Source organism: Rhodomicrobium sp. R_RK_3 (assembly GCF_002198715.1).
GTDB lineage: Bacteria > Pseudomonadota > Alphaproteobacteria > Rhizobiales > Rhodomicrobiaceae > R-RK-3.
This window is the reverse complement of the sequence record NZ_MWLK01000008.1, coordinates 222800-247851: the sequence shown is the minus strand read 5'-3', so window position 1 is coordinate 247851 and position 25052 is coordinate 222800. Positions and strand designations below refer to the sequence as shown.

Here is a 25052-nt window from a genome sequence, read left to right as displayed (position 1 = left end):
AGGAGAGGCTGCGGACCACCGATAGTCCTCACCCCCTCACCCGGCGCTGACGCGCCACCCTCTCCCCCTGGGAGAGAGGAAAAGGAGCCGACGCAATGAGCACAGCGATCGCCAAGCGGCACGATCGTCCCCTCGCCCATTGGCGGGCTTTGCTAAACGCGACAATTTATGCCGTCGCCCCGGCCGTAAGAGCCGGGGCCTACTCGCCTCTCCGCAAGCATGGTGCCGGCTGTTCCGCAAATGGATCCCGGTCCGGCCTGACGGCCGCCCGGGACGACGGGGGGATAGGCCCCGCGTTACGCAAAAGTCTCCATTGGCGGCGGGCCGGGGTGAGCGGTCACGAACCATCGGTCAATCCGCCCCCGCTCATCAACACCCCTTCGCAACGCGGCCTCCCCAATCTGTGGAGCTAACGAAGCGCCTCCATGCTCGCATTCATCCTCAAACGCCTCCTCCTCGTCCTGCCCGTCGTCCTCGCGGTGTCGCTGGTCTGCTTCCTGCTCGTCTACATCGCGCCGGGCGATCCGCTCATCTCCGTCCTGCCGCCCGACGCCTCGGCCGAACTCGCCGAGCAGATGCGCCGCGCCTACGGCTTCGACCGGCCGCTGCCCGTCCAGTTCGGCATCTGGCTCTGGAAGGCTCTGCACGGCGACCTCGGCACCTCCATCGCCACCGGCCGCGCCGTCGCCGACGAAGTCGCGCGTGCCGTCGGCAACACGCTGCGGCTCGCCGCCGTCGCCTCGGTGCTCGGCTTCAGCTTCGGGCTGCTGTTCGGCTTCCTCGCCGGCTATTTCCGCGACACCTGGGTCGACCGCCTCGTCACCACCATCTCCATCGCGGGCGTTTCCACGCCGCATTACTGGCTCGGCATGGTGCTGGTGATCATCTTCTCCGTGCAGCTCGGCTGGCTGCCGGCGGTCGGCGCGGGACCGGGCGGCTGGGCCTGGGACTGGGAGCATCTGCAATTCCTGATCCTGCCCGCAATCACCATGTCGGTCATCCCGATGGGCATCGTCACGCGCACCGTGCGCGCCCTCGTCGGCGACATCCTCTCGCAGGAATTCGTGCTCGCCCTGCGCGCCAAGGGCCTCGGCGAGGGGCGCGTCTTCGCCCATGTCGCCAAGAACGCCACGCCGACCGCCGTCGCCGTGATGGGTTTGCAGCTCGGCTACCTGCTCGGCGGCTCGATCCTGATCGAGACGGTGTTTTCCTGGCCCGGCACCGGCTTCCTGCTGAACGCCGCCATCTTCCAGCGCGACCTGCCGCTCTTGCAAGGCACCATCCTGGTGCTGGCGCTGTTCTTCGTCTTCCTCAACCTCATGGTCGACGTGCTGCAAGCCGCCATCGACCCGCGCATCAAGCGAAGCTGACCCATGAGCGTGCTCGCCGACGATCTCATCGACCTCGCCGCGACACGGAAATCGCGCGGCTATTGGGGCAATGTCGGCCGCCGCCTGCTGCGCGATCCGGTCAGCATGATCTGCGCCGCGATCCTCTTGCTGATCGCGCTGGCGGCGGTCTTCGCCCCCTATCTCGGTCTCGCCGACCCGTATCTGGGCTCGATGATCCGGCGCCTGCGTCCCATCGGCACGGCGGGCTACCCGCTCGGCACGGACGAGCTCGGCCGCGACATGCTCACCCGGCTGGTCCATGGCGGACGGCTGTCGCTGCTGATCGGGCTGCTGCCGGTCGTCTTCGCCTTCTTCATCGGCACGACGCTCGGAATCATCGCCGGATATCTCGGCGGCGTCGTCAACCAGCTCATCATGCGCACCGTCGACGTCTTCTACGCCTTCCCCTCGGTGCTTTTGGCGATCGCCATCTCCGGCGCGCTGGGCGGCGGCCTTCTCAACTCGCTGCTGTCGCTGACCATCGTCTTCATCCCGCCCATCGTCCGCGTCGCCGAGAGCGTGACGACCGGCGTGCGGTCGCTCGATTTCGTCGATGCCGCGCGGGCCTCGGGCGCGGGCGCGCTGACCATCATGCGCGTCCACATCCTTGGTAATGTGCTGGGGCCGATCTTCGTCTATGCGACCAGCCTCATCAGCGTCTGCATGATCCTCGCGGCGGGCCTCTCCTTCCTCGGCCTCGGCACCAAGCCGCCGGAGCCAGAATGGGGTTTGATGCTCAACACGCTGCGCACGGCGATCTACGTCAATCCCTGGGTGGCGGCGCTGCCGGGCGTGATGATCTTCACCGTGTCGATCTGTTTCAACCTTCTCAGCGACGGTATGCGGAGCGCGATGGATGTCCGAAATTGACGCCCTGAAACCGGCCGCCGATATCGGCGGGCCGTGCCAGCCGCTGCTGACGGTCGAAGGGCTCAGCAAGCACTTCGCCTTGAACGCCAGCCTGTTCGGCAAGGCGAGCGTGGTGCGCGCCGTGGACGATGTCAGCTTTTCGGTGGCCAAGGGGGAAGTGCTCGGCATCGTCGGCGAGTCCGGCTGCGGCAAGTCGACGACGGCGCGGCTCATCATCGGGCTGATGCCGTCGGACGCCGGAAAAATCCTGTTCGACGGCGAGCCGGTCGGGCCGGTGCTGTCGCTGAGCGAATTGCGCCAGCGCGTGCAGATGGTGTTCCAGGACAGCTATGCCTCGCTGAACCCGCGCCTGACCATCGAGGACACCATCGCCTTCGGCCCGAAGGTGCATGGCGTCGCTCCGCCGCAGGCCCGCGCCCGCGCGCATGATCTCTTGCGCAAGGTCGGCCTAGACCCGGCGCTGTTCGCCGACCGCTATCCGCATGAGCTGTCCGGCGGGCAGAGGCAGCGCATCAACATCGCCCGCGCGCTGGCTTTGGCGCCGCGCCTCGTCATCCTCGATGAGGCCGTATCCGCGCTCGACAAATCCGTCGAGGCGCAGGTGCTCAATCTGCTGATCGACCTGAAGGAAGAATTCGGCCTCACCTACCTCTTCATCTCGCACGACCTCAACGTGGTCCGCTTCATCAGCGACCGCGTCATCGTGATGTATCTCGGCGAGATCGTGGAATCCGGCCCGGTCGAAGCGCTTTGGACCGACGCCCGCCACCCCTATACGCGCGCGCTGCTGGCGGCGATGCCCTCGCTCGATCCGGATAATCGCACCCAGGAAGCGCCGATTTCCGGCGACCCGCCCAACCCGATCGACCCGCCGCCCGGATGCCGCTTCCACACGCGCTGCGCCCATGCCGAGGCAATTTGCAGCGCCCGCGCGCCCCGGCTCATGGCGACAGGAGGCGAGCGCCATCTGGCCGCTTGCTTTATGGTCGATCCGGGCTCCGGGCACAGCAAGGCCGTGGCCCCGAAGGTCAAGGAGACAGTGAATGGCTGACGAAATCACCCCCGAACGCATCCGGCTGAACGCCGAAGCCGCGCGCGTCGCGCTTGGGGCCGATGTGCCCGCCCGCATCGCCCGCGCCGTCGCGCCGGTGTTTACGCGCTTCACGGCGGAAAAGCTGGCCTTGCCGCTGGAGGTCGAGCCGTCGACCTTCCTCGTGGTGCAGCGCGGCGAGCGGGGCGGTGAGTGAGATGACGACATCGGATCCGGCCCTCCTGACGCTGACCGAGCTGGCTGCGGCAATCCGCGCCAAGCAGGTCTCCTCCGTCGAGATTACCGAGGCGCTGCTCGAGCGCATCGCCGCCTGGCAGCCCGCGACCAATGCCTTCGTCCGTATCGAGGCCGAGGAGGCGCTGGCCCTCGCGCGCGCCGCCGACGAAGCGCTGGCGCGCGGCGAGACGAAGGGGCCGCTGCATGGCGTGCCGCTCGCCCATAAGGATATGTTCTACAGCGCCGGCAAGCCGGTCGGCTGCGGCACCAAGCTGCGCGAAGGCTGGATCGCCTCCACCACTTCGACGGCCATCGCCCGGCTGGAAGCGGCGGGCGCGTTCCGGCTCGGCGCGCTGCATATGTCGGAATGCGCCTACAACCCGACCGGCCACAATCCCTATCTCGGCCATGCCCATAATCCCTGGGACGGGACCCGCATCACCGGCGGCTCGTCCTCGGGCTCCGGTGCGGCGGTGGCGGCGCGGCTGACCCCGGCGGCGCTTGGCTCGGACACCGGCGGCTCGATCCGGCTGCCCGCGCATTTCTGCGGCGTCACCGGGCTGAAAACCACCTTCGGCCGCGTCAGCCGCGCCAATGCGCTGCCGCTCTCCTTCACGCTCGACACCGTCGGCCCGCTCGCGCGCACGGCGGAGGATTGCGCGCTGATCATGGCAGCGATGTCCGGCTCCGATCCGCTCGACCCTGCCACGGACGGCATGCCGGCCTGGAACGCCGCCAAGGCCACCCGCTCGCCGCAAGGCATGACCATCGGCCTGCCATCGAGCTATTACGTCGATGACCTCGAACCCGAAGTCGCGGCCGCGCTCGACCGGGCGCTGGAGACCTTTGCCGAACTCGGCGTCAACATCGTCAAGGTGGACCTGCCCGACCAGACGCTGGTCGCCTCAGCAGGGCTTATCATCCTGGCGGTCGAGGCGACGAGCACGCATATCGCCGGCCTGCGCGAGCGCCCCGAGGTCTATGGCGACTGGGTGCGGGCGCGGCTCGAAAACGGCCTTGCCTACAGCGCCATCGAATATCTCGACGCGCTGCGCTGGCGCGGCCCGGCGCTCGCCGCGCATCTGGCCGCCATCGAGGGCGTCGATGCGGTCATCGCCCCCGCCTCGCGCGAAGTGGCGCCGACCATCGCTGCGACCGATGTCGGCGGCCCCAATGCCGAGGCGACGATCATCGCCATCACGCGCTTCATGCGGCCGGTGAACTTCCTCGGCTTGCCGGGCTTGGTGGTTCCGGCCGGGCAAGGCGAGACGGGCATGCCCATCGGCCTGCAACTGATCGGCCGCCCCTTCGGCGACGAGACGCTGACCGCGCTCGGCACGGCCTTCCAATCCGTCACCGACCACCACAAGCGGGTGCCGTCCCTGCCATGACCCCCATCATCGCCATCCGCGACCTGACCGTCTGCTTCACCGGCGAGCGCAATGTGAACGCGCTCAACGGCGTCGACATCAGCCTGGCCGAAGGCGAGGTGCTTGGTCTGATCGGCGAGTCCGGCTCGGGCAAGAGCGTGACGCTGAAGGCGCTCTTGCGCCTCCTGCCGCCGCGCCGGACGCGGATGACCGGCTCGATCCATGTGGCGGGCCGCGATGTGATGGCGCTGGACGAGGCGGCGCTGGAGGATTATCGCGGCGGCCTCGTCTCGATGATCTTCCAAGAGCCGATGCTGGCGCTCGATCCCGTCTACACCATCGGCGACCAGATCGCGGAGGCGGTGGTGCGCCATCGCGGCGTGAGCTGGGCCGATGGCCGCAAGCGCGCGCTGGAGATGCTGGAGGGCGTGCGCATCCGCTCGGCCAAGCGGCGGCTGGAAGCCTATCCGCATGAAATGTCGGGCGGAATGCGGCAGCGCGCGATGATCGCGCTGGCCTTGTCCTGCGGACCGAAAGTGCTGCTCGCGGATGAGCCGACCACGGCGCTCGACGCGACCGTGCAGATCCAGATCCTCCTGCTGCTGCGCGAGTTGCAGCGCGAGATGGGCATGGCGGTGATCTTCGTCACGCACGACATTGGCGTGGCGGTTGAGATCTCCGACCGCATCGCGGTGATGTATGCCGGCCGCATTGTCGAAACTGGAAGCTTGCGCGACGTGGTCAAAAACCCCTCGCACCCCTATACGCGCGGCCTGCTGCATTCGACCATCCACGGCGCCCGGCGCGGCGAACGCCTCGACGCCATCCCCGGCGCCCCGCCCCGCCTCGACCGCCTACCGCCGGGCTGCCCCTTCGCCCCGCGCTGCGCGCTGGCGGATACGAGCTGCGTGCAAGGCGACATCGCGCCCGTCTTCGTGACGCCGCAGCACAGCGCGCGATGCTTGAAGCTGGGCAATCCGGCCCATGCGCGGGCCGGCGCGGCTTAAATAACGCGAGCTTGAAGTTATGCGCCGTGCGGTCGGCGGCATTTCGCTCGCCTGCCCATTTATCCAGCTTGAGAACTGCGTAAATATTGATTAGGATCTCAAAAAATATTATCTTGCCATTCGAGCAGTTGAGAAGACTTCGACAAGCTTAAGGCCGCTCGCAATTCAGAAATTGCCATCTACGCTGCGCGCCGGCGTATCGACGGGGCATATTCGCCCCGACCGGATGATTCGTGCGTCTTCCGGACTGTTCGTTGATGGAATGAGCTTTGGATTAATTACGTTTAGCAAAATTGTAGATTAACTCTGGCGAGCTGATCGATGTTCCATTTGTGGATCGGCATAATGCTGGCGCTGCTGGTGGCGCTATCCTTGAAATATCAACCGGAAACAACCTTTTGGTGGCGGCGAGCCATCTTTCTGCTTTTGTCTGCGGCAATTTTCGTTTGCTTATTGATTCCGCTGGGTTCGGACCTCGGCGACGGTGGTCCGGGCCTGGTAGGCGTGTTGAAGACAATAATATTACCCTGGGTCGCCGGGATCGGCTTCGGCTTCTGGATTTACTACATCCTCATCGAGCCGATGGCGCCGCCGCGCCCCGCCGCAGCCGCTCCGCCTCCTCATCCGGCACCGATTTCAACCACGCAAGCCCTGATAGGCGTTGGCGTCGGCATCCTTGCCGTAACCCTCACCGTGACGGAAGAACGTTACGGCTGGTTCGCAAGACTGCAGAAAATCTCTTTCGGCGGCGGCGGCTTGGAGTTTGCCCCTCCTGCACCGCCCGCCCTCCCTAAGTCGCCTGACGTCGCAGATGCAGCTTTCCAGTTGACGTCCTCAGGCTCCGGCACAGACCGTGTGACCTTTTTGGTGAGGCTGATGTCCACTTGGGACAAAATGATCGAGCGAGACAAGCGTTATGCCGATGAAATCGGCGCCAGCCCCGATGCCGCCACGGCAGAACATCTCGCCAATGACCTGCAATTTGCCAAGAGCCTAGCGACTCCGCTTGGAAAACGTCTGTTAAAACTGCACGAATACCGGAGTTACGAGACCATTGAATTTATTGCCGACCTGAAGTTTGTCGATATCTTCCGGTCAATGGTGCAACTGCCCGCGGAACGCAGCACGGCTTTAACTGGAACCGTCATGGGAAGCGCTCGCGACCATTTGATAAATATTTGGACGCGCATTTGCGATGCGGAACGGTTACTCGATCAAATCCACAGTATAAAATCTGAAAAGGATAAAAAAAGCTGCGAGCAAGAGCAAGAGGATGCGCTGTCTTATTTTAATCTGCCCAGCGAATCGGACCCTGCCGGCCCTCGTTTCGACCGTCACCTACCCTACGGTACATTACTCTCAACGCTCCTGCTGTATGCCTCCGGTCAAACCACCGCAGCATTGAAGGATTTGAACAGCTGGGAAAAAGAACAGGGCACCAATCCCAGCCCGTTTCTCAAGGTTGCCATTTACAGGGTCAAATGGCTGAGGAACTTTATCCTTGCGCAGGCAGGTCAAGGCGGGTCGTCGGTGTTCGAACTGATTGCCGGTTATCGCGGCGCGATCGATCTGGGAAACCAGCTTCTAGAGAGCCAATACCGTCTCGGCGGATCTGAGTCCTGGCAGCAGCAGCGCAAAGCCATCATCCTGCCGCGATCGATGTGGGATCTGGAATTTGGCGAAAGCAGTTGCGGCAGCCAAATGAGCTTTCATTTCAAGCGTTTCATGATCGTTTACCTGGAGACGATGAATGGCATGGCATTCAAGCTCACCGAGCATTTGGACTATGTCGGACGCGAAAAGCTCGCCAAGCAGCTCGAGAAATGGGGGAATCTTTTATCAGGCGTAAGATATAACTGCCTCGAGCACCCGTCGGCCCCGGACTCCGAGTCGCCCATCACGGCCGAGGCGCTAAACAAGTCTCGGATTATCTTTCTCGATACCGGAGCGGCCATCGAGATCCGCCTCGCATCCTTGAAGCGAGACAGACTGAAAAAGAAGCCCCATCTCTGCAAAGCTCAATCGCGCATCGACGAAGCGCTCGCGAAACACGGCGAAACCCGCAAAGACCAGGATTATGACGAGGCGAGCTGGAACGCGCGGATGGACCAGCTCAGGTTGCGTCAGGACAGCATCGAAAAGCAATTGAACGATTTCAATCTTCAGTGCTGGCTATGACCATATCAATGGAGCGATGCGCCGATCATGGAGGCGAAACCAGTTTGTCGCCCGCAATTGCATCGGCAATCAGCAGCGCAAGGATCAGATTCGTCATCAAGGTGGCTATAATGAAGCGCATGGCAATCTCCTCGAATGAAACAATACTGCATTTTAAAGCTGAATGAGCGTTGAATGTGGGGAATCCTGCCGCTAGCCGCAATGTTGAAAGCCACCTTCGCGGAAAAAATCATGTGGGCTCGCTAGGCTGTTGCGCCGGCTCGCCTTTTTAAGCGTTGCTTCCTCAACCTCTCCTTACCGCAACCTTTTCCGCATCAAAAACTCATCCTCGCCATCTTTTATGAGGTCTTCCAGTACTGTGGCCTGGCTGTAGCCGTTGCGGCGGTAGAAGGCGATAGCCGGCGCGTTAAACGCCGAAACGCACAGGAAGGCGTTCCGCGCCCCCGCGGCCCGCGCTTCGGCTTCGAACCACCCGAGCGCGGCGCGTCCAACGCCCTTGGACCGTTGGCCGTCGAGCACGGCGAGCAAATTGAGATACGGCCCCGACAGCCAGGGGAAACGCACCACGATCACCCCCGCGAGGCCGCCGTCCGCGATGATGGAAAAGCTGCGCTTGTTGTCGTCCGAAGCGGAGAGGAAGCCGGTCAGTTGATCGCGGCTGGTGCCGAGGCGCGCCCAGGGCACCATCGCGGCGAGGTCGCCGCCGAGGCTTTCGGCGGCGGCCGGCTGCATCAGCCGCAGCTCCAGCTCGGGCCGGTCCTCGAGTCGATATTGCGCGCGGCCATAAGCCGGACCGGCAGCCATCAATAAGGCTCGGCGCGGGCTTTCCAGCCCGTCTGCGGGTTGGCCGGCGCTGCGTCCGGATCGAGGCCGAACGGGTCGGCGGTGGCAGGGCGTTTGCCGCCGCGCTTGCCCAGATTGAGGCCAACCATGTCGTAGCGGTCCGTGTCGCCGGGCTTGGCATTGTAGCAGCGCGCGTCGACCACCGGCTTGCCGGCGGCAAGCAATTCCGAAACCGTCACGAATTCAAAGCCTTTGGCCTTCAGCTTGGCGATGATTTCGGGCAGCGCTTCCTGCGTGTGCCAGCCGCGGCCATTGGCGTGGAAGATCACGATCGAGCCGGGCCGGACGCCCGCCACCACCGCTTTCACCATCATCGGCGCCATCATCTTCGGCCAGGGATCGCCGGCCGAGACGTCCCACTGGATCGCGGTCAGCCCGCGCTCGGCGACGGCGTTCAGCGAGGCCGGATTGCAGGCGCCATAGGGGAAGCGGAACAGCTTGATCTCCTTCGGCGCGCGCTTGTCGGCGAGCACATCGTCGCCGGGCCGGGTGCAGCGCTTGGCGGCCAGATCGGCGCGCACCGCGCGATAGGCGAGCTGCGGCGCGGTGATCTCGTTCGCCATCACATCGGCCGGGGTGACGCGCAGATTGCGGTGCTCCCAGGAGTGATTGCCGAGTTCGAACAGGGGATCGGACATCAATTGCTGGGCGCGCTCGGAATGGCTGAGCATCCATTTGCCGCCGGCAAAGAAGGTCGCCTTGACGTTCTGCTCGCGCAGCAGATCGACCAGCGCGCCCTGGTAGCCCGCGATTTCGTGCGGCTGCTCGCAGAGATCGAAGGTGATCGCGATCTTCTTCGATCCCGGCGGCAGCTCGACCCGGCGCACCGCGCCGAGACCAGCATCGCCGGCGGCGGGGCGCGGCGTGATCTGACCCTTTGGCGGCGCGATCACGGCAGCCGCGACATTATGCTGGATGCGCTCGTCGCCGGCGCGGTGGTGCAGCGCGGCATCGGACCAGCATTGCGCCGCCTCCCCGCCCGCGGCATTCGCGCCGGCCGGGCCGAAGACCGCCAAGGCAAACAGCAAGGCCCCGACCGGATATCGGCGCGCGGCGAAATCAACCGGCTGCGTCATCGTCCCTTCCCTCAATCGCCCGGCGTCAGCCTGGCCACCGAATCTCGTTTTATCCAAGGCAGCGGCCACATTCGGGGGCCTTCCGCGCCTGCCTCGGGACACCCGTCGCGGGCGCTCACCGAAAATTGATCGGCGCGTGGAAGGCCCGCTTGCGACACGCCCTGGCCGGCTCTTCTGCCTGCCCGCCTTGTGTCAGCATCGCCTCCATCATGGCCCGGCAGCGCGCATTCTTCCGCCTTGGATGCGGATATTGGTGAAGAACTCCCTGAACGCCCCCAGCGAAAGTATGCCTTTCGCACCGGAGCTGTTGCGACAATCCTTCCTCGCAGGCCCGCTTGCCATAATGGGCCAGGCGGGCTCCGCACGGGATTATCGCAGAATTTGGTATTTTGTGGTAATTTCAGATGATTATAAGCCCCAGCTAAAACAATAAATCAGCGGAGGAGTCTCATGAAGAGCTCAAGATTTGTGGCAATCGCCACAGCAGCGGTGCTGGCAACCACGCTCGCGGCCAAAGCCGAGGACATCAAGATCGGCCTGTCCGGCCCTTATACCGGCGGTTCGTCCTCGATGGGCGTCAGCATGCGCGACGGCGCGCGCCTGGCGGTCGAGGAGATCAACGCGGCCGGCGGCGTCGACGGCAAGAAGCTCGTGCTGATCGAGCGCGATGACGAGGCCAAGAACGAACTCGGCGTGCAGATCGCGCAGGAAATGATCAACAAGGAAGGCGTCGTCGCCCAGCTCGGCTATATCAATACCGGCGTGGCGCTGGCCGCGCAGCGCTTCTTCCAGGACGCCAAGATTCCGGTCATCACCAATGTCGCGACCGGCACCGCGATCACGCAGCAATTCAAGGCGCCCGATTACGACGCCAATTTCGTGTTCCGCATCTCGGCGCCCGATTCGATCCAGGCCAAGATGATCACCGACGAGGCCGTCGATAAGCGCGGCTTCAAGAAGGTCGCCATCCTCGCCGACTCGACCAATTACGGCCAGCTCGGCCGCGCCGACCTGGAAGCCGCCCTGAAGGCGAAGGGCATCACCCCGGTCGCCGTCGAGAAGTTCAACATCAAAGACGTCGACATGACCGCGCAGCTCCTCAAGGCCAAGGAAGCCGGAGCCGAAGCGATCCTCACCTATGGCATCGGGCCGGAACTGGCCCAGATCGCCAATGGCATGTCGAAGCTCGGCTGGAAGGTGCCGCTGATCGGAAGCTGGACGCTGTCGATGGCCAGCTTCATCGACAATGCCGGGCCGAACTCGGAAGGCGCGCGCATGCCGCAGACCTTCATCCAGTCCCCGAGCACCGATAAGCGCAAGGCGTTCATCGCCGCCTATCAGAAGAAGTACAATATCGACCGTATGCTGTCGCCGGTCTCGGCCGCGCAGGGCTACGACTCGGTGTTCCTGCTCGCCGCCGCCATCAAGCAGGCCGGCTCGACCGATGGCGACAAGATCCGCCTCGCGCTGGAGAACCTGAACGAGAAGCTCGAAGGCGTCGTGCAGCTCTACGACAAGCCCTTCTCCGCCACCGACCATGAGGCGGTGACCTCGAACATTCCGGTGTTCGGCGAAGTCAAGGGCGGCCGCGTCGTCTACGCCTATGACGACGACAAGACGGCGTCCTCGAAGCTGCCGTCCAAGCTGAAGCAGTAAGTTTCCGAACGGAGAAGGCGGCGCGCCCGGCGGCAGATTTTGCCGGGCGCGCCGCCGAACCGCCATTTCCGCCAAAAGGCTTTCCGATGGAAATTTTCCTGCAACTCGTCGTCAGCGGCGTCGCCCTCGGCATGATCTACGCGACCATCGCCTTCGGCTACCAGCTCACCTTCGCCACCTCGCGCACGCTCAATTTCGGCCAGGGCGAGGCGCTGATGCTCGGCGCCATGGTCGGGCTGACGCTGGTCTTGATGGGCGTGCCCTATCTCTTGATGATCCCCTTCGTGCTGCTGTTCGGCCTCGCGCAGGGCCTCGTGGTCGAGCGGCTGGCGGTGCGCCCCGCCATGCGCATCAAGTCGGAATTCGGCTGGATCATGGCGACCATCGCGCTCGGCATCATCTTCCGCAACATGGCGGAGAACATCTGGGGCCGCGACGATCTGAAATTTCCCTCGCCGGTGAGCGAAGTGCCGCTGCAATTCGGCGCCGTCCGCGTGCTGCCGATGGAGATCTTCGTCGTCATCGGCGCGCTGGCGATGATGGCCGCCGTCGAGTTCTTCAACCGCAAGTCCATCTACGGCAAGGCCGTGATCGCTACCTCGAACGACCGCGACGCCGCCGGCCTGATGGGCATCAACACCAATCTGATGATCTCGCTGTCCTACGCGATGTCGTCGATGACCGCCGCCTTCGCCGGCATCCTCGTCGCCCCCGTTACGCTGACCGGCGCGACGATGGGCTCGGTACTGGCGCTAAAGGCTTTCGCCGTCGCCATCATCGGCGGGCTGGACAGCGCGCTCGGCGCCATCGTCGGCGGATTGCTGCTGGGCGTCATCGAAACGCTCACCGGTTTTTATATCGCCACCGGCTATAAGGATGTGCCGGGCCTCGTGCTGCTGCTCATCGTCCTGGCCCTCAAGCCCGCAGGGCTGTTCGGCAAAACCGCGATCAAGAAGGTCTGAGACGATCATGCGCAATGCCATCGGAGCCATCGTAGTCTTAGCCGCGCTCGCCGCCTTTCCCCTCGTCATCAAGAACCCCTATTACCTGCATCTGCTGATCGTCATCGGCATCTATGCCATCGTGCTGCTCGGCCTCGACATCGTCGTCGGCTATGTCGGCGAGGTGTCGCTCGGCCATGCGGCGCTGTTCGGCATCGGCTGCTACACGGCGGGCGTGATGATCTTCCAGTTCGGCGACGCCGCGCCCTGGATCAAGAGCTGGGGCTTTTTCCTGCTCGTGCCGATGGCCATCGCGGTGACGGCGCTGTTCGGGCTGCTGCTCGCCTTGCCCGCCCTGCAGGTGACCGGCCCGTATCTCGCCATGGTGACGCTCGCCTTCGGCACCATCGTGCAGATCCTCATCAACGAAATGGATTTCCTCACCAACGGACCGCTCGGCATCGCGCTCCGGAAGCCGGATTTCCTCGCCATGTTCGGCGCCAAGGGGCTGGTCGACGCGACGCGCGACGTGCAGTTCTACTATGTCGTGCTGATCTGCGCGGCTTTGTCGGTGCTGGTCATCAACCGCATCGTGCGCAGCCATTTCGGCCGCGCCTTCGAAGCCCTGCGCGACAGCCCGATCGCCTCGGACTGCATGGCCGTCAACGTCTACCGATACAAGGTCTATGCCGTGGTGGTGAGCGCGGCCCTCGCCGGTCTCGCCGGCGCGCTCTATACCTATTCGGAGCAGTATATCTCGCCGAACACCTATTCCTTCGAGCTGACCATCCTGTTCCTGCTCGGCGTCATCCTCGGCGGGCGCAAATCGCGGCTCGGGCCGATCGTCGGCGCGGCGATCATCGTCTATCTGCCGAACCTGCTCAGCGACATCTTCCTGTTCCGGGTGCTCACGGCTTTCATCGCGGCGCTCGCCATCGTCATCGTGGCGTCGGCCTTCATCCGCAACGCGCCGGACAAGTATAACCGCCTCATCCCCGGCGCGCTGTGCGTGGCGTTCTTCCCCTTCGCCATGACGCTGGAATCGGTCACCGACTACCGGCTGACGATCTTCGGCCTGATGATCCTGTTCGTCGTCTACTACCTGCCCGACGGCATCATCGGCTACCTGACCAAGACCTTCGCCGCCCTGCGTCCCAAGCGCGAGGCCGCCGACACCGGCGAGGTGGTCGTCGATGCCTCGACCGTCTGGAAGCCGCGCGAATTCGAGGCGCCGGACGGGGTGCTGCTCAACGTCAAGGGCATCCTGATGCAGTTCGGCGGCCTGAAGGCGCTGAACAACGTCGATATCCTCGTCAAGCGGGCGACGGTGCATGGGCTGATCGGCCCGAACGGCTCCGGCAAGAGCACGATGATGAACGTGCTCTCCGGCGTCTATCAGCCGACCGCCGGCTCGGTCCAGCTTCTCGGCGAGGAGATCGCCGGGCGCACGCCCTCCGCCATCGCCAGCCTCGGCATCGCCCGCACCTTCCAGAACGTCCAGCTTTTCGGCGAGATGACCGCGCTGGAAAACGTGCTGGTCGGCCTGCATCACACCTATGAAACCTCGATGGCCGGCGTGATGCTGAACACCGCCGCCTCGCGCCACGAGGAACAGGAAGCGCGCAAGCGCGCGCTCTCGATCCTCGATTTCGTCGGCCTCGCCAAAGTCGCCGACGAGCAGGCGCGCAACCTCGCCTATGGCCAGCAGCGCCTCCTGGAAATCGCCCGCGCGCTGGCGCTCGATCCGGTGCTGCTGCTGCTCGACGAGCCCGCCGCCGGCCTCACCGCGCCCGACATCAAGGAACTGATGCGCATCATCGAGCGCATCCGCTCGGAGGGCATCACGCTGATCCTGATCGAGCACCACATGGATGTGGTGATGAAGATCTGCGACACGGTGACGGTGCTCGATTTCGGCCAGAAGATCGCCGAGGACGTGCCCTCCCGCGTGCAGAGCGATCCGCGCGTCATCGAAGCCTATCTCGGCGCCCCCGCCGACGCCGCAGCCTGAAGGAGAACGCCATGCTCACCGTGACGGATCTTCATGCCGGCTACGGCAAGGTCGAGGTGCTGAAGGGCATCAGCTTCAGCGTGCCCAAGGGGCAGCTCGTGACGCTGATCGGCTCGAACGGCGCCGGCAAGACCACCACCATGCGCGCCATCTCCGGCATCGTGAAGCCGACGGGCGGGCGCATCGAGCTGGCCGGCGAGAACATCGCCGGCATCGACTGCCACCACATCGCCCGGCGCGGCATCGCCCATTCGCCGGAGGGACGCCGGGTGTTCGCCAGCCTGTCGGTGACCGACAATCTGCGGCTCGGCGCCTTCCCGCGCCTGACCGGCCACCGCGCCAAGGGCGATGTGTCGGCCGACATGGAGCGGGTGTTCGAGATGTTCCCCCGGCTGCGCGAGCGGGCCTTCCAATATGCCGGGACGCTCTCGGGCGGCGAGCAGCAGATGCTGGCCATGGGCCGCGCCCTGATGCTGGAGCCGGAAGTGCTGCTGCTTGACGAACCCTCGATGGGCCTGGCGCCGCGCCTCGTCGCGGAGGTGTTCGCCACCATCGGCAATCTGAAGGCGGCGAGCATCACCATGCTGCTGGTCGAGCAATTCGCCGCCGCAGCGCTCGAGGTCGCCGACTACGCCTATGTGATGGAGAACGGCAGCATCCGCCATGAAGGCCCGGCGCAGCAATTGAAGAACAATGCGGCGGTGCGCGCGGCCTATCTCGGCGGCGGCCACTGAGTTAGGGGCGCGCGGCGCGGCCCGCCGCCGCCCCGAGATCCCGGCATTCGCGGGGACCATTTTCTGCAAGGCGACGGCGGGCGGGAGCGTCCTCGGCGCATCGCGGGGAACGCCTTTGCGGTCAGCCTGGATGCCAGTCTGTCTGCCGGTTCAGCCCCGCGGCGCCAGACACAAATTAGCGCGCGAATCGCCCGCGCGCAGACACGTTTTCGTAATCCTGGGCTTAGTACGGAAATCGGCGCTGCCCCCTTGCCGCAGCCGCCCCTCTCCCACGGCAAACCTTTCAAATTCCGTCGCCCCGGCCGGCAGAGCCGGGGCCCACTCGCCTCACCTCTTGCCGCAGCATTCGCGGATATATGATTGGTCCCGGTCCGGCCTGACGGCCGCCCGGGACGACGGAGGAGAATGATCGGCACGTTTTGCGCGCCATGCTCTCCGATGGAGCGGCAATTCCGCGGCGAAAGAGCTCCGCAAATGCGGAGACCAGCAGTTACGGGGAACGGCAATTCGCGATCCGCCGGTTCAGCCCGGCCGGTGCCGGGATCCTTGTAAGTATGGAGCGTGAATTCAATTGGTCAAGGCTGTTCGCGGATGGCTCAGAGCCGCCGGATCAGCATCAGGCCGTTGCCGAAAGCCTTGGCCGAGCCGAAGCCGATCGCCAGCCGGGCCATGAAGGCGGCCGGGTCGGTCAAGCGGATCTCGCCTTCGAAATCGAGCACCGAAAAGCCGGCCGGGCGCCCGTTGCGGCGTTCGATGGCGACCTGCCGGTAGCCGCTGACGCCCGCCGGGCGGCAGACCTCGAAGCCGGCGCGGCTGCCCTGCCCGGCCAGCCATTTCCGCCCCTCCTCGACCACCACCCGCTCGCGCTGCACGGCGCGTTCGGAGCGCGGCATGTCGTAGAGCACATGCATGACGATGTCGACGCGCTTGCCGCGCCGCCGGGCAGCCTCCTCATCTTCGCCGAGCGCGCTTTTGCTGGCGACGATGGCATTGGCGCGCAGCACGAAGCGGAGCGTGTCGCCGACGGCCAGATTGGGCTCGAAACTGGAGGTTTCCAGCTCGAACAGCCCGTGCGGGTCGGTCGGCTGGCGCCGCGACAGGATCAGGTAGATGCCGCGGCCCTCGTCGCGCCAGAGAAAGTCGCGCGTGGTGTCGGCGTCGTTCTGGAACAGCAGCCAGAGGATGCGGTGCGCGTGGCCGACCTGCCGGTCGCGGCCCTGCGGCAGGAGCAGCGGCGCGATCGCCGATAGAGCTTCGCCCTGGGCGGATTTAAGGCGGGCCTTGGATAGGAAAAGCTGGGTCATGGCATGTCATCCCGCTGCTGCGGCTGTATCGGTTGCAGCATGGCCTCGGTCCGCAGACCGAACCGCCATTGCGCACGGTTTTCCGGCTCGTCGCGGCGCTCATCGAGCCGGGCGATGGCCGTTCGCTGGTCCGCCGCCGGGAGGGCGGACAGGTCGGTAAAGATCGGGCGTTGCGCGTCATGCCGCACGCCGAAATCGCGCCATAGCGCCAGCCGTTCCGGCGAGGCGGCATCGAAGGCGGCGAAGGCTTCGCGCAGGCCCTCCGCCTCGATCAGGGCGGGCGCCATCGGCCACATCAGCGGGTGCGCCTTGCGGCCCGCATAGGGCGTGAAAGCGGGACGCCGCAGCGCGGCGGCGAGCGCGGTCAGCGACGGCTCCTCGCCCGCGCGCCGCCAGATGGCGATGGTGTGATGGCTGCCTAGGCGGTACTCGCGCCGCGACAGGATGGTCTTCAACTCGTCGCAGTCCAGTTCATCGCCGCGCGTGCGGATCGGTCCGGCGGTCTTGGCGCGCCGCCGCATCGAGACTTCGCTCGGCGCCTGGGCGGTCTGGAAGTCGGTGGCGGCGCGGCCGGGGTCATCCACCCGGACCGCGAATTCGAGATCGCCGGCGAGGGAGAGCTGGCGTTCCTCGTCGATGCGCGGAATGCCGAGCGCGGCGGCGAGCAGGCCGATCACCTGGCTTTTGGCGGGGCGGTCCCAGCTCGGCCGGCGTCCGCCGACGGCGACGGCGCCGAACGAGGCGAACGGGGCCGCCAGGGTGAAGAGGAGGAAATGCATCATCGCTCATCCCCGGCAAAGGCGATGGCGTCGGCGAGCGATCCCGCGCCTGCGGTGACATTCATCACGTAATGCGTGTCGAAGCAGGAGCCGTAGGCGCGGTTCATCGCGGCGGCAAGTCCGGGCAGGCGATCCGTGCCGTCGCCCTCGATGGCGGCGATGGATGCGCCGAGCAGATCGTCGGCCCGGATGGGCTTCAGGAAGGCCGCGGCGAGGCTCCTCGGCTGCTGCGGCCCCTTTTCGATGCGCAGAAAGCTGGCATGGACGCGGCTCGCGAAACTGGCCTGCTTGCCGGTCGGGGCGGCGGTGGCGAGCCCTTCGATCAGCCCGGCGATGGCGGCGCGGGCGAGGCCCTCGTCGCCGCCGAGATTGGCGACCAGCAGGCCCTGATCGATGCAGCAATAGACATAGAAGACGCCGGAGCCGAAGCCCAGCTCGCCGATGAAGCCCGCCCCGGCATCCTCGGAGGGGCGCTTCAGGTCGTCGACGGCGGTGAAGAAATCCTCCTCGATGTCGACGCGGTGGGTGGTGATCGCATGGGCCACCTGCACGGCGGCCTCGCGGTTGAAGTCCGGATTGTCGGCCATCATGCGGCCGAACATGGCGATGTCGGTCGCGGTGTCCGTCTTGCGCAGCACCTCGGCGACGAGCACGCCCTTGTCGGGCAATCCCTCTCCGGCGACGATTCGGTCCGCCATGCGGAAGGCCGCCTCGCGCTCCTCCGGCGAGATGAAGGCAAGCTGCTCGATATAGACCGGGTGCTTGTCGCGGGCGTCCTTCGGCTTGCCGAACACCTCGCAGATCGAGCGCGCGCCTTCCACCGCCTGGGGCGGCTCCAGCCCGGCGGAGGTCAGATAGTCGGCGATCATCTGACCCAGCCGCTGGGTGCGGTCGCCGCGATGGGCGCCGACGCGGTCCTTGAAGGCGCGGCTGGTGCGGATCGCCCGCTTCATCGCCTGGGACGAGATGCGCAGCCGCTCGACGCCGCCGAAGCTGGCGGTCTTCGGGCGGCCGATATCGTCCCGGTTGGGGTTCGACGGCGGGTAGACGGTCAGCGCGTGGAGTTGGATGAAGCGCGTCATTGGGCCTCGGCGATCTCGGCATGGAGAGCAGCGGCGGCGGGCGGCAATTTGAACCCGGCGCCGTGATAGTCGAAGGCGAAGGCGGTGCGGGCGGTCTCGGCGTAGCGCGGGTCGGTCCAGGCCATCAGCAGGCCAGCGGCGTCCTTGACGTTCATCTCGCCGCGCAGCATCTCGGCGACCCGGCGGAAGGCGACCAGCAGACTCTCCGGCTCGCTGGCGGCGACGAGGCGGCGGAAGCGCAAGGGGCTGAGCAGCGGCCCGGGCAGCCTGCCATGCGGCCGGCCGAGCGCCTCGGCGATCGAGAGGTGGCTGTCGCGTCGGATATGGGCGAGCACGCCGGCGACCAGCGCCACGCGCGGCAGGTCGCTCGCGGGGAAGCTGCAGGCGAGGCCGTCATAGAGATCGGCGGTGGCGGGCTCGCAGGCGGCCTTCATCAACGAGGAGGCGTGGCGCAGCCTGGCGATGGAGGCGCGCCGGCTAGCGGCGCTGCGCCCGTCGCGGCCATGATGCGGCTGCATCCTGGACCACCAGGCCCGGGCGATCTCAGCCTCATTGTCGAGCACATGCATCCTCATGACGCCTGCCTCTCGGCTTCTTCCGCGTGGCGGGGCAGCGGCTGGTCGAGCATTCCGAACAGTGCCTCGCCGCCCCGGCCGTAGCCGCTGAGGGCAAGGCCGAGGATGCGCCGGCCGTCGATGACATTCTTGATGCGGCCGATGGCGCGCCCGACGGGCACGGCGTCGTCATAAAGGGTGAGCGCCGCGCGCCGCAGGCAGCGCAGCCACGCCGCCCCGGCATTGGCCTCGACGCGGGCCAATTCGGCCTCGTCCTGGCGCGCCGTGATCGCCTCCGCCACCTGGTGCAGGCCGGCGTAGAAGCCATGCTCGGTCTCGCCCCAGAAGCAGGTCTGCACCGCCTCCAGCACGGCGCTGCCCGGCTCGACCCGGCCGCTGAACAGGCCGAGCCGCACGCAGGACAGCAATTGCAGCGAGACGCTGTCGGCGGCGGAGACCCAGCGCTCGGCGAGGCGGCGGATGGCCTCGTCGCCGGCCCGGTCGCCGGTGATGATGAGGGGAAGCAGCGCCTCGCTGAAATCGAGCGGCTTCATCTTGTCCATGGCGTAGCCCGCGAACAGCAGCCGCGCCCGGTCGAGGACATGGCGCTCCGCCGCCGGAAACTGCCCGGCGCGCTCGAAGAATTCCTCCACGCAGCGGGCGGGCTGAACCCTGCCGTCGCCGCTCTTCAAGGTCGCGCCGAGCCATTGCCGGTAGCCGGGCCGCGAGCCCTTCGAATGCAGCGGGCGGAGGCCGGCGCCCTCGCCCTTCGGCCGGTAATAGGGGCTGAGCGGATGCGCGCCGCTCCAGCCCGAATAGTCGCGCCCCCAGGGCTGGGTGACATAGCCGGTGACGATGACGTCGTCGACGATGCCGAGCAGGTCGCAGGGGAGGCCGCCGGGATTGGGCTCGAAGACGAGCCGGATGCGGCGCGGCATGGCGAAGAAGGCTTGCGCCGGGTGGGCGTCCGCCGGGGTGGCCGCCACGGGCGCGCCCGCGAGCCACGGGAAGATGCGCGGGGCGTCCTTGGCGAGGCCGCCGAAGCCGGAGGGGACATTCGCCCAGAGCCGCTGCCAGAGCGAGGGCTCGCCGAGGCCGGACGTGCCGGGCACCACCAGCGTCGAGAGCGGCCCGCCGCCGCGCAGCGAGGTGCGATGGCCGGCCCCGCCGGAGGGCGCGCTGGTCTGCAAGGTCGCCAGCGCCATGGCCGCCCCGGCGCGGGAGAGCGCCCGCACCCGGCCCCGCTTGACGAAATGATCGGCGTTGTCGCGGATGGTCTTTTCGCCCGGCGCATCGATCAGCAGGCTGGCGACCGGCCGCGGCGTTCCCGCCAGCGCTTCGCTCTCCTGGAAGAATTGCTGGCCCTCGCGGTCGAGTTCCAGCGCGTTCGAGAAGGCGGCGAAACTGGCCTGCAATTCGGCGTTCCGGGGCGGCTCGCGATAGCGGCGATGCCAGTCGGCGGCATCGGCGGGCGGCAGCGCCACCGCCAGCAGGCCGATCAGGAATTCGGTCAGGCAGACGTCGCAATCCGGCCGTCCCGAAGCGATACGGATGATCCGCTTGCCGTCGATCTCGGAGCTGATGTCCGAGGGGCGGATGAAGGCACGTCTGCCGTCGGCCAGGGCGACGGGTAGCCAAGCGCGCCGCAAAAGCGAATAAGGCTCCGACATGATCTGTGCTCGTTCTATGAATGGGAGGGGATGCGCGGCGATGCGCCGGGCGGGCAAGTCGCCGCCCCGGCGCGAGGCCGTTCGTTCCGCCCTGCGATGCGCGAAAGCGTCGGCCCGATCATGGCTGCGGCCACGCGACGCGCAGGCTGCTCACCCGGCGAACGCCGCTGTGGCCCGTGACGCGCAGCGGCTCGCCGACGACCTCGAGCGTCGGGAACCGGGCGGCGAGCGCGGCCAGCCCCTCTTCCAGCTCGGCCTTGGCCAGCGCCTCGCCGAGACAGCGATGCGCGCCGCCGCCGAACACGTAATGCCAGCGCGGATGGTCCTTGCGGTAGATGTTGAAGCGGTCGGGCTCGGCGTAAACGGCCGGATCGCGCATGGCCGCGATCGCCGAGAGCGAGAGAATGCGCCCGGCGGGGAGGATGACGCCGTCGAGCTCGATATCTTCCAGGGTGAAGCGGGGCGCGCCGCCGATGGAAGGCTCGAAGCGCAGGGCTTCCAGAACCGCGCCCGGAATCAGCTCCGGATTCTGGCAAACCGCATCCCATTGTTCCCGGTGCCCCAGCAGCAGCGCGGTCTGGATGGTCATGGAAGCGCGGGTGGTATCGCTGCCGGCGGCGACGATGGTGATGAGCTGAGCCAGCGCTTCGATGGGCGTCAGCTCGCCCCCCTCGTCCACCGCTTTGACGAAATCGGTCAGAAAATCATCGCGCGGCGCGGCGCGGCGGTCCGCAAGCATTTGCGCCAGATAGTCGGTGATATGGCCGGCGGATTGCTGCATCCGCCCGATATCATCGGCGTTGAAGGAAAAGCTTGCGCCCAGCGAGACGTCGTAGACCCAACGGGTGAAATCGGGAATATCGGCCTCGGGCAGCCCGACGATGGTGGCGATGGTGCGCGCCGGAACCTGCGCGGCGAAATCGTCCAGAAGGTTCATCTCGCCATCGGGCGCCACGCGGTCGAGAATGGCGGTGGCGGCGGCGCGAATGCCCGGCCGCAGCGCCGCGATCATGCGGAAGGCGAAGGCCCGCGACAGCGGCGCGCGGCGGCGGCGATGCTCCGGCTCGTTGGAAAACAGCATCGAATATTGAAAGATATCGTAGAGCGGTCCATCGACGATGCCGCGCAGCTCAAACAGCTCGGTCTCCATCTGGCGCGTGCGCGGATCGGCCAGCAAGCGCTCGAAATCGGCTGCCCGCATGGCGATGAGGCTGCCATCGACGCGCCGCACCACCGGCGTTTCCGGGCGGTAGCGGCGAAAGACGGCATGCGGATCGCGGTCGAGCTCGGCGATTTCAACCGTCGGGATGATCCGGGCAGCCGCCGGCTTCACGGCGTGGGTGGCATCGATGGTCACGAACTTGCTCCAACGTCTGTTGCCCGCCTGCCTTGCAGGTGACGAGCCGTTTCGGCCGGGTTAGAGTCCGAGGCGGCTCATACGATCCGGCAGGCCTATGCAGCTTGCAAAAGGCAGGCTACGAACCGATTTCGACTTTGGCGGAATGGGTTACGACGGTAACGGGCGGCGTGAGCCGGTGCGTCCGGCCGATATCCGAGCCGGGTGAGAGGTGGCGAACGGAAACGCAACATTGTGCTGAGTTGCGTTGCAACGGAAATGCGCCGGGTTCGGCCTGAAATGTACTCGTAGCAAAGCCCTGGCATTCTCCGGCCTCAAAACGCCAAGCGCTCAGACTTATGGCAAATTTCGAGAGACCACGAGCGCAAATTCAAAGTCTCCGCGAGGAAAACACATGCAGAGCCATTGCCGCAGTCATCACGTCGCGAGTGTCATCGGAGCCGCCTCCGGCATCGGCGACGGCGGGGAACTGCGCCGCATTTTGGTCCATGCCGCTGACGCCCGGATGCCGGCCGGCATGGCAAGGCACGTCTGGGGCAGCCCCGCCCGGTCCGTTTGACGAGGCAAGCGCCGCGCAGCCGTCCTGCCAGCGCAATCAATCACACCGGCCAAGGTCGCATGAAACTCTATTTTGATCCGCTATCGAGCTCATCCCGCGCGGTGACGTTTTTTCTCTACGACCAGGGGATCGCGTTCGAAGAGGTGATCATCGATCTGAACCTGCAGCAGCATAAGGAGGCGTCCTTCCTCGCTCTCAATCCGAGCGGCCAGGTGCCGGTGCTGCAGGACGGCAATTTCATTTTGACCGAGAGCAGCGCGATCCTGCGCTATCTCGCCGAAAAGACCGGCGCCGCCTACCCGCCCGACCTGAAACGGCGCGCGAGGGTGGACGAGACGATGTCCTGGCTGGATACCAATTTCCGGATCTATTACTGCGTCTTCGGCGTCTACCAGAAAACCGTGCCGGAATTCCGCGGCCTGGGCCCGCAGAGCCGGGCCGATCTGGCCCGCGTGGGCGAGGAGGGCACCCGCCGTTTCATGACGGTGCTCGACCGCAATTTCCTCGCCGGCATGAAATATGTCTGGGGCGACGACATCACCATCGCCGATTATCTGGGGTCGGCGCTGGTGTCGCTCGGCTTCATCGTCAATTTCGATTTCTCGCCCTACCCCAATGTGCGGAACTGGCTCGACCGGCTGCGGCAACGCCCGGGATGGAACGCCGCAAACGGGACCTATTGCGATCTGGCGAACAAGGTGAGCGCCGGCACAATCGGCTTCACGAGGCCGTAATCCGCTCCCGGCGCTGCGCGAAACGCCGCGCCGGGAGCGTGACCTCGGTCTCAGACGACGCTGAGCTGGACGTCGATATTGTTGCGGGTGGCGTTCGAATAGGGGCAGATCTGATGCGCCTGGGCGACCAGCGCTTCCGCCGCTTCCTTCTCGATGCCAGGCAGCGAAATCGCCAGCGCGATGGTCAGGCCGAACCCGCCTTCCGAGCGCGGCCCAATCCCGACCGTCGAGGTGACCGTCGTATCGGCGGGGACCTTCGGCCCGCCCTTGGCCGCCGCCGCCTTCAACGCGCCCAGGAAGCAGGCCGCATAGCCTGTCGCGAAAAGCTGCTCGGGATTGACGCCCTCGCCGCCGCCGCCGCCAAGTTCCTTCGGCGTTGCCATGGTGACCTCGAACTTGCCGTCGGTGGTGCCGGAGCGGCCGTCGCGGCCGCCGGTCGCGCGGGCCGATGTGGTGTAAAGAACATTCACGGGCATGGTCGGATCCTCTTGTTGAACGGAATGAGCTTAGAGGGATTTCATATCGGCTGTTTGCTCCCGTAAGGCCAGCCCTCTCAATTCGGCGTGAGGCCGATCAGCCGGCGAAACCCTCGAGCACGATCTTGCCCTTGGCGCGGTGGCTTTCGATCAGCGCATGGGCCCGCTTCAGGTTCGCCGCGTCGATCGGGCCGAAATGCTCGCCAAGCGTCGTGCGCAGCGTGCCCTCGTCGACGAGCCGCGCCACCTCGTTCAGGATGACGCCCTGCTGGCCCATGTCGGCGGTCTGGAACGCCGAGCGGGTGAACATCAGCTCCCAATGCACCGACACGGATTTGCCCTTGAAAGGCACGACGTTCAGCACCTCCGGGTCGTCGATAAGGCCGAAGCGGCCCTGCGGCGCGATCAGCTCGACGATTTCGGCGAGGTGACGGTCGGTGTGGGTGGTGGAGAAGACGACGCCGGGCGCGCCAAGGCCAAGCCTTGCGACCTCCGCCGCCAGTGGCTTGGCGTGGTCGATGACATGATGGGCGCCGAGTTCGCCGACCCAGCTTTGGGTTTCCGGCCGCGAGGCGGTGGCGATGACGGTGAGGTCGGTGAGCTTGCGCGCCAGTTGCACCGCGATCGAGCCGACGCCGCCCGCGCCGCCGATGATGAGGATGGAGGGCGCGATACCCGGCACCGGCTTCCTCACGTCGAGCCGGTCGAACAGCGCTTCCCAGGCTGTGATCGCCGTCAGCGGCAAGGCTGCCGCCTCGGCCCAGCCGAGCGTCTTGGGCTTGTGCCCGACGATGCGCTCATCGACGAGATGGAATTCGGCGTTGGTCCCCTGGCGAAGGCGCGAGCCGGCGTAATACACTTCGTCGCCCGGCTTGAACAGCGTCGCATCGGGCCCAACGGCGGCGACGATGCCGGCCGCGTCCCAGCCGAGCACCTTCCAGCCGCCCGCATCCGGCGCGACCCGCATGCGGATTTTGGTGTCGACCGGATTGACCGAGACCGCCTTGATCTCGACGAGCAGGTCGCGGCCGGTTGCTTCGGGCTTCGGCAATTCGATGTCGGCCAGCGCGTCGGGGCGGTCGATCGGCCCGGGCGTCTGGAATCCTATGGCGCGCATGGCGGTCTCCTATGTTGTCAGGCATCACAGATGACGCCTATGCATTCAGCCCGCAAGAACGCACATAAAACGCCCA

Annotated in this window: 22 protein-coding genes; 12 read left to right on the top strand and 10 right to left on the bottom strand. The window is 66.0% G+C overall.

Going from position 1 to position 25052, the window contains the following annotated elements:
* Positions 1 to 425 precede the first annotated feature (425 nt).
* The 7 genes from BLEFHOIH_RS04840 to BLEFHOIH_RS04810 all read left to right on the top strand — a co-directional run bounded on the left by BLEFHOIH_RS04840 (position 426) and on the right by BLEFHOIH_RS04810 (position 8083).
* Positions 426 to 1370, top strand: coding sequence for an ABC transporter permease (locus tag BLEFHOIH_RS04840; RefSeq protein WP_088343376.1), 945 nt, complete (start codon positions 426 to 428; stop codon positions 1368 to 1370).
* 3 nt (positions 1371 to 1373) lie between these two features.
* A complete protein-coding gene (locus BLEFHOIH_RS04835) occupies positions 1374 to 2261 on the top strand; it encodes an ABC transporter permease (RefSeq protein WP_088343375.1) in 888 nt (295 codons plus the stop codon).
* Positions 2248 to 3312: an oligopeptide/dipeptide ABC transporter ATP-binding protein gene (locus BLEFHOIH_RS04830; RefSeq protein WP_088343374.1), complete on the top strand. Its 1065-nt coding sequence runs from the start codon at positions 2248 to 2250 to the stop codon at positions 3310 to 3312. The genes BLEFHOIH_RS04835 and BLEFHOIH_RS04830 overlap by 14 nt, the downstream gene beginning before the upstream one ends.
* Positions 3305 to 3508 (top strand): hypothetical protein, encoded by a 204-nt coding sequence (locus tag BLEFHOIH_RS04825; RefSeq protein ID WP_088343373.1) that lies wholly within the window; start codon positions 3305 to 3307, stop codon positions 3506 to 3508. Before BLEFHOIH_RS04830 ends, BLEFHOIH_RS04825 begins: the two co-directional genes overlap by 8 nt.
* 1 nt (position 3509) lies before the next feature.
* The gene (locus BLEFHOIH_RS04820; protein WP_088343372.1) at positions 3510 to 4919 is read left to right on the top strand and encodes an amidase; all 1410 of its coding nucleotides are present in this window, start codon (positions 3510 to 3512) and stop codon (positions 4917 to 4919) included.
* Positions 4916 to 5905, top strand: a complete 990-nt coding sequence (locus BLEFHOIH_RS04815) for an ABC transporter ATP-binding protein (protein WP_088343371.1) — start codon at positions 4916 to 4918, stop codon at positions 5903 to 5905. The genes BLEFHOIH_RS04820 and BLEFHOIH_RS04815 overlap by 4 nt, the downstream gene beginning before the upstream one ends.
* Positions 5906 to 6250: 345 nt before the next feature.
* Positions 6251 to 8083: a hypothetical protein gene (locus BLEFHOIH_RS04810; RefSeq protein ID WP_125461582.1), complete on the top strand. Its 1833-nt coding sequence runs from the start codon at positions 6251 to 6253 to the stop codon at positions 8081 to 8083.
* Positions 8084 to 8377: 294 nt separating this feature from the next.
* Here BLEFHOIH_RS04810 and BLEFHOIH_RS04805 read toward each other — a convergent pair whose 3' ends face one another.
* Both BLEFHOIH_RS04805 and BLEFHOIH_RS04800 read right to left on the bottom strand, forming a co-directional pair.
* Positions 8378 to 8815, bottom strand: coding sequence for a GNAT family N-acetyltransferase (locus BLEFHOIH_RS04805; RefSeq protein WP_170937004.1), 438 nt, complete (start codon positions 8813 to 8815; stop codon positions 8378 to 8380).
* A gap of 71 nt (positions 8816 to 8886) precedes the next feature.
* Entirely contained in the window at positions 8887 to 10002 is a 1116-nt protein-coding gene (locus tag BLEFHOIH_RS04800; protein ID WP_088343368.1) for a polysaccharide deacetylase family protein, read from the bottom strand.
* Positions 10003 to 10452: 450 nt separating this feature from the next.
* On the opposite strand from BLEFHOIH_RS04800, the gene BLEFHOIH_RS04795 reads away from it, so the two are divergent.
* The 4 genes from BLEFHOIH_RS04795 to BLEFHOIH_RS04780 all read left to right on the top strand — a co-directional run bounded on the left by BLEFHOIH_RS04795 (position 10453) and on the right by BLEFHOIH_RS04780 (position 15344).
* A complete protein-coding gene (locus BLEFHOIH_RS04795; protein WP_088343367.1) occupies positions 10453 to 11658 on the top strand; it encodes an ABC transporter substrate-binding protein in 1206 nt (401 codons plus the stop codon).
* Between the two features lie 86 nt (positions 11659 to 11744).
* Positions 11745 to 12620 (top strand): branched-chain amino acid ABC transporter permease, encoded by an 876-nt coding sequence (locus BLEFHOIH_RS04790; RefSeq protein WP_088343366.1) that lies wholly within the window; start codon positions 11745 to 11747, stop codon positions 12618 to 12620.
* A 7-nt stretch (positions 12621 to 12627) separates the two neighbouring features.
* Positions 12628 to 14610, top strand: coding sequence for a branched-chain amino acid ABC transporter ATP-binding protein/permease (locus BLEFHOIH_RS04785; protein ID WP_088343365.1), 1983 nt, complete (start codon positions 12628 to 12630; stop codon positions 14608 to 14610).
* Positions 14611 to 14621: 11 nt separating this feature from the next.
* Positions 14622 to 15344, top strand: a complete 723-nt coding sequence (locus BLEFHOIH_RS04780; RefSeq protein ID WP_088343364.1) for an ABC transporter ATP-binding protein — start codon at positions 14622 to 14624, stop codon at positions 15342 to 15344.
* A 596-nt stretch (positions 15345 to 15940) separates the two neighbouring features.
* On the opposite strand, the gene cas6e is transcribed toward BLEFHOIH_RS04780, so the two are convergent.
* The 6 genes from cas6e to BLEFHOIH_RS04750 form a co-directional block, all read right to left on the bottom strand.
* The gene (gene cas6e, locus BLEFHOIH_RS04775) at positions 15941 to 16648 is read right to left on the bottom strand and encodes a type I-E CRISPR-associated protein Cas6/Cse3/CasE (protein ID WP_088343363.1); all 708 of its coding nucleotides are present in this window, start codon (positions 16646 to 16648) and stop codon (positions 15941 to 15943) included.
* A complete protein-coding gene (gene cas5e, locus BLEFHOIH_RS04770) occupies positions 16645 to 17430 on the bottom strand; it encodes a type I-E CRISPR-associated protein Cas5/CasD (RefSeq protein ID WP_088343362.1) in 786 nt (261 codons plus the stop codon). The genes cas6e and cas5e overlap by 4 nt, the downstream gene beginning before the upstream one ends.
* Positions 17427 to 18509, bottom strand: coding sequence for a type I-E CRISPR-associated protein Cas7/Cse4/CasC (cas7e, locus tag BLEFHOIH_RS04765; RefSeq protein ID WP_088343361.1), 1083 nt, complete (start codon positions 18507 to 18509; stop codon positions 17427 to 17429). Before cas7e ends, cas5e begins: the two co-directional genes overlap by 4 nt.
* Entirely contained in the window at positions 18506 to 19084 is a 579-nt protein-coding gene (casB, locus tag BLEFHOIH_RS04760) for a type I-E CRISPR-associated protein Cse2/CasB (RefSeq protein ID WP_088343360.1), read from the bottom strand. Before casB ends, cas7e begins: the two co-directional genes overlap by 4 nt.
* Entirely contained in the window at positions 19081 to 20733 is a 1653-nt protein-coding gene (gene casA, locus BLEFHOIH_RS04755; protein ID WP_088343359.1) for a type I-E CRISPR-associated protein Cse1/CasA, read from the bottom strand. Before casA ends, casB begins: the two co-directional genes overlap by 4 nt.
* Before the next feature lie 118 nt (positions 20734 to 20851).
* The gene (locus tag BLEFHOIH_RS04750; RefSeq protein WP_245296867.1) at positions 20852 to 22090 is read right to left on the bottom strand and encodes a cytochrome P450; all 1239 of its coding nucleotides are present in this window, start codon (positions 22088 to 22090) and stop codon (positions 20852 to 20854) included.
* Positions 22091 to 22708: 618 nt separating this feature from the next.
* On the opposite strand from BLEFHOIH_RS04750, the gene BLEFHOIH_RS04745 reads away from it, so the two are divergent.
* Complete coding sequence (locus BLEFHOIH_RS04745; protein WP_088343358.1) at positions 22709 to 23383, top strand: glutathione S-transferase family protein; 675 nt, start codon at positions 22709 to 22711, stop codon at positions 23381 to 23383.
* 50 nt (positions 23384 to 23433) lie between these two features.
* On the opposite strand, the gene BLEFHOIH_RS04740 is transcribed toward BLEFHOIH_RS04745, so the two are convergent.
* A complete protein-coding gene (locus BLEFHOIH_RS04740; RefSeq protein ID WP_088343357.1) occupies positions 23434 to 23859 on the bottom strand; it encodes an organic hydroperoxide resistance protein in 426 nt (141 codons plus the stop codon).
* Between the two features lie 97 nt (positions 23860 to 23956).
* Positions 23957 to 24976 carry a zinc-binding alcohol dehydrogenase family protein gene (locus BLEFHOIH_RS04735; RefSeq protein ID WP_088343356.1) on the bottom strand — a complete coding sequence of 340 codons (1020 nt, stop codon included), beginning with the start codon at positions 24974 to 24976 and terminating at the stop codon, positions 23957 to 23959.
* Positions 24977 to 25052: the final 76 nt, after the last annotated feature.

What these genes read in the sequence shown, in the direction of transcription:
- BLEFHOIH_RS04810 (WP_125461582.1), top strand. Translation starts at nt 6,251, where the DNA reads ATGCTGGCGCTGCTGGTGGCGCTATCCTTGAAATATCAACCGGAAACA.
- BLEFHOIH_RS04740 (WP_088343357.1), bottom strand. Translation starts at nt 23,859, where the DNA reads ATGCCCGTGAATGTTCTTTACACCACATCGGCCCGCGCGACCGGCGGC.
- BLEFHOIH_RS04735 (WP_088343356.1), bottom strand. Translation starts at nt 24,976, where the DNA reads ATGCGCGCCATAGGATTCCAGACGCCCGGGCCGATCGACCGCCCCGAC.
- cas6e (WP_088343363.1), bottom strand. Translation starts at nt 16,648, where the DNA reads ATGACCCAGCTTTTCCTATCCAAGGCCCGCCTTAAATCCGCCCAGGGC.
- cas7e (WP_088343361.1), bottom strand. Translation starts at nt 18,509, where the DNA reads ATGACGCGCTTCATCCAACTCCACGCGCTGACCGTCTACCCGCCGTCG.
- BLEFHOIH_RS04790 (WP_088343366.1), top strand. Translation starts at nt 11,745, where the DNA reads ATGGAAATTTTCCTGCAACTCGTCGTCAGCGGCGTCGCCCTCGGCATG.
- BLEFHOIH_RS04830 (WP_088343374.1), top strand. Translation starts at nt 2,248, where the DNA reads ATGTCCGAAATTGACGCCCTGAAACCGGCCGCCGATATCGGCGGGCCG.
- BLEFHOIH_RS04780 (WP_088343364.1), top strand. Translation starts at nt 14,622, where the DNA reads ATGCTCACCGTGACGGATCTTCATGCCGGCTACGGCAAGGTCGAGGTG.
- BLEFHOIH_RS04825 (WP_088343373.1), top strand. Translation starts at nt 3,305, where the DNA reads ATGGCTGACGAAATCACCCCCGAACGCATCCGGCTGAACGCCGAAGCC.
- BLEFHOIH_RS04800 (WP_088343368.1), bottom strand. Translation starts at nt 10,002, where the DNA reads ATGACGCAGCCGGTTGATTTCGCCGCGCGCCGATATCCGGTCGGGGCC.
- casB (WP_088343360.1), bottom strand. Translation starts at nt 19,084, where the DNA reads ATGAGGATGCATGTGCTCGACAATGAGGCTGAGATCGCCCGGGCCTGG.
- BLEFHOIH_RS04785 (WP_088343365.1), top strand. Translation starts at nt 12,628, where the DNA reads ATGCGCAATGCCATCGGAGCCATCGTAGTCTTAGCCGCGCTCGCCGCC.
- casA (WP_088343359.1), bottom strand. Translation starts at nt 20,733, where the DNA reads ATGTCGGAGCCTTATTCGCTTTTGCGGCGCGCTTGGCTACCCGTCGCC.
- BLEFHOIH_RS04820 (WP_088343372.1), top strand. Translation starts at nt 3,510, where the DNA reads ATGACGACATCGGATCCGGCCCTCCTGACGCTGACCGAGCTGGCTGCG.
- BLEFHOIH_RS04745 (WP_088343358.1), top strand. Translation starts at nt 22,709, where the DNA reads ATGAAACTCTATTTTGATCCGCTATCGAGCTCATCCCGCGCGGTGACG.
- cas5e (WP_088343362.1), bottom strand. Translation starts at nt 17,430, where the DNA reads ATGATGCATTTCCTCCTCTTCACCCTGGCGGCCCCGTTCGCCTCGTTC.
- BLEFHOIH_RS04835 (WP_088343375.1), top strand. Translation starts at nt 1,374, where the DNA reads ATGAGCGTGCTCGCCGACGATCTCATCGACCTCGCCGCGACACGGAAA.
- BLEFHOIH_RS04805 (WP_170937004.1), bottom strand. Translation starts at nt 8,815, where the DNA reads ATGCAGCCGGCCGCCGCCGAAAGCCTCGGCGGCGACCTCGCCGCGATG.
- BLEFHOIH_RS04815 (WP_088343371.1), top strand. Translation starts at nt 4,916, where the DNA reads ATGACCCCCATCATCGCCATCCGCGACCTGACCGTCTGCTTCACCGGC.
- BLEFHOIH_RS04795 (WP_088343367.1), top strand. Translation starts at nt 10,453, where the DNA reads ATGAAGAGCTCAAGATTTGTGGCAATCGCCACAGCAGCGGTGCTGGCA.
- BLEFHOIH_RS04840 (WP_088343376.1), top strand. Translation starts at nt 426, where the DNA reads ATGCTCGCATTCATCCTCAAACGCCTCCTCCTCGTCCTGCCCGTCGTC.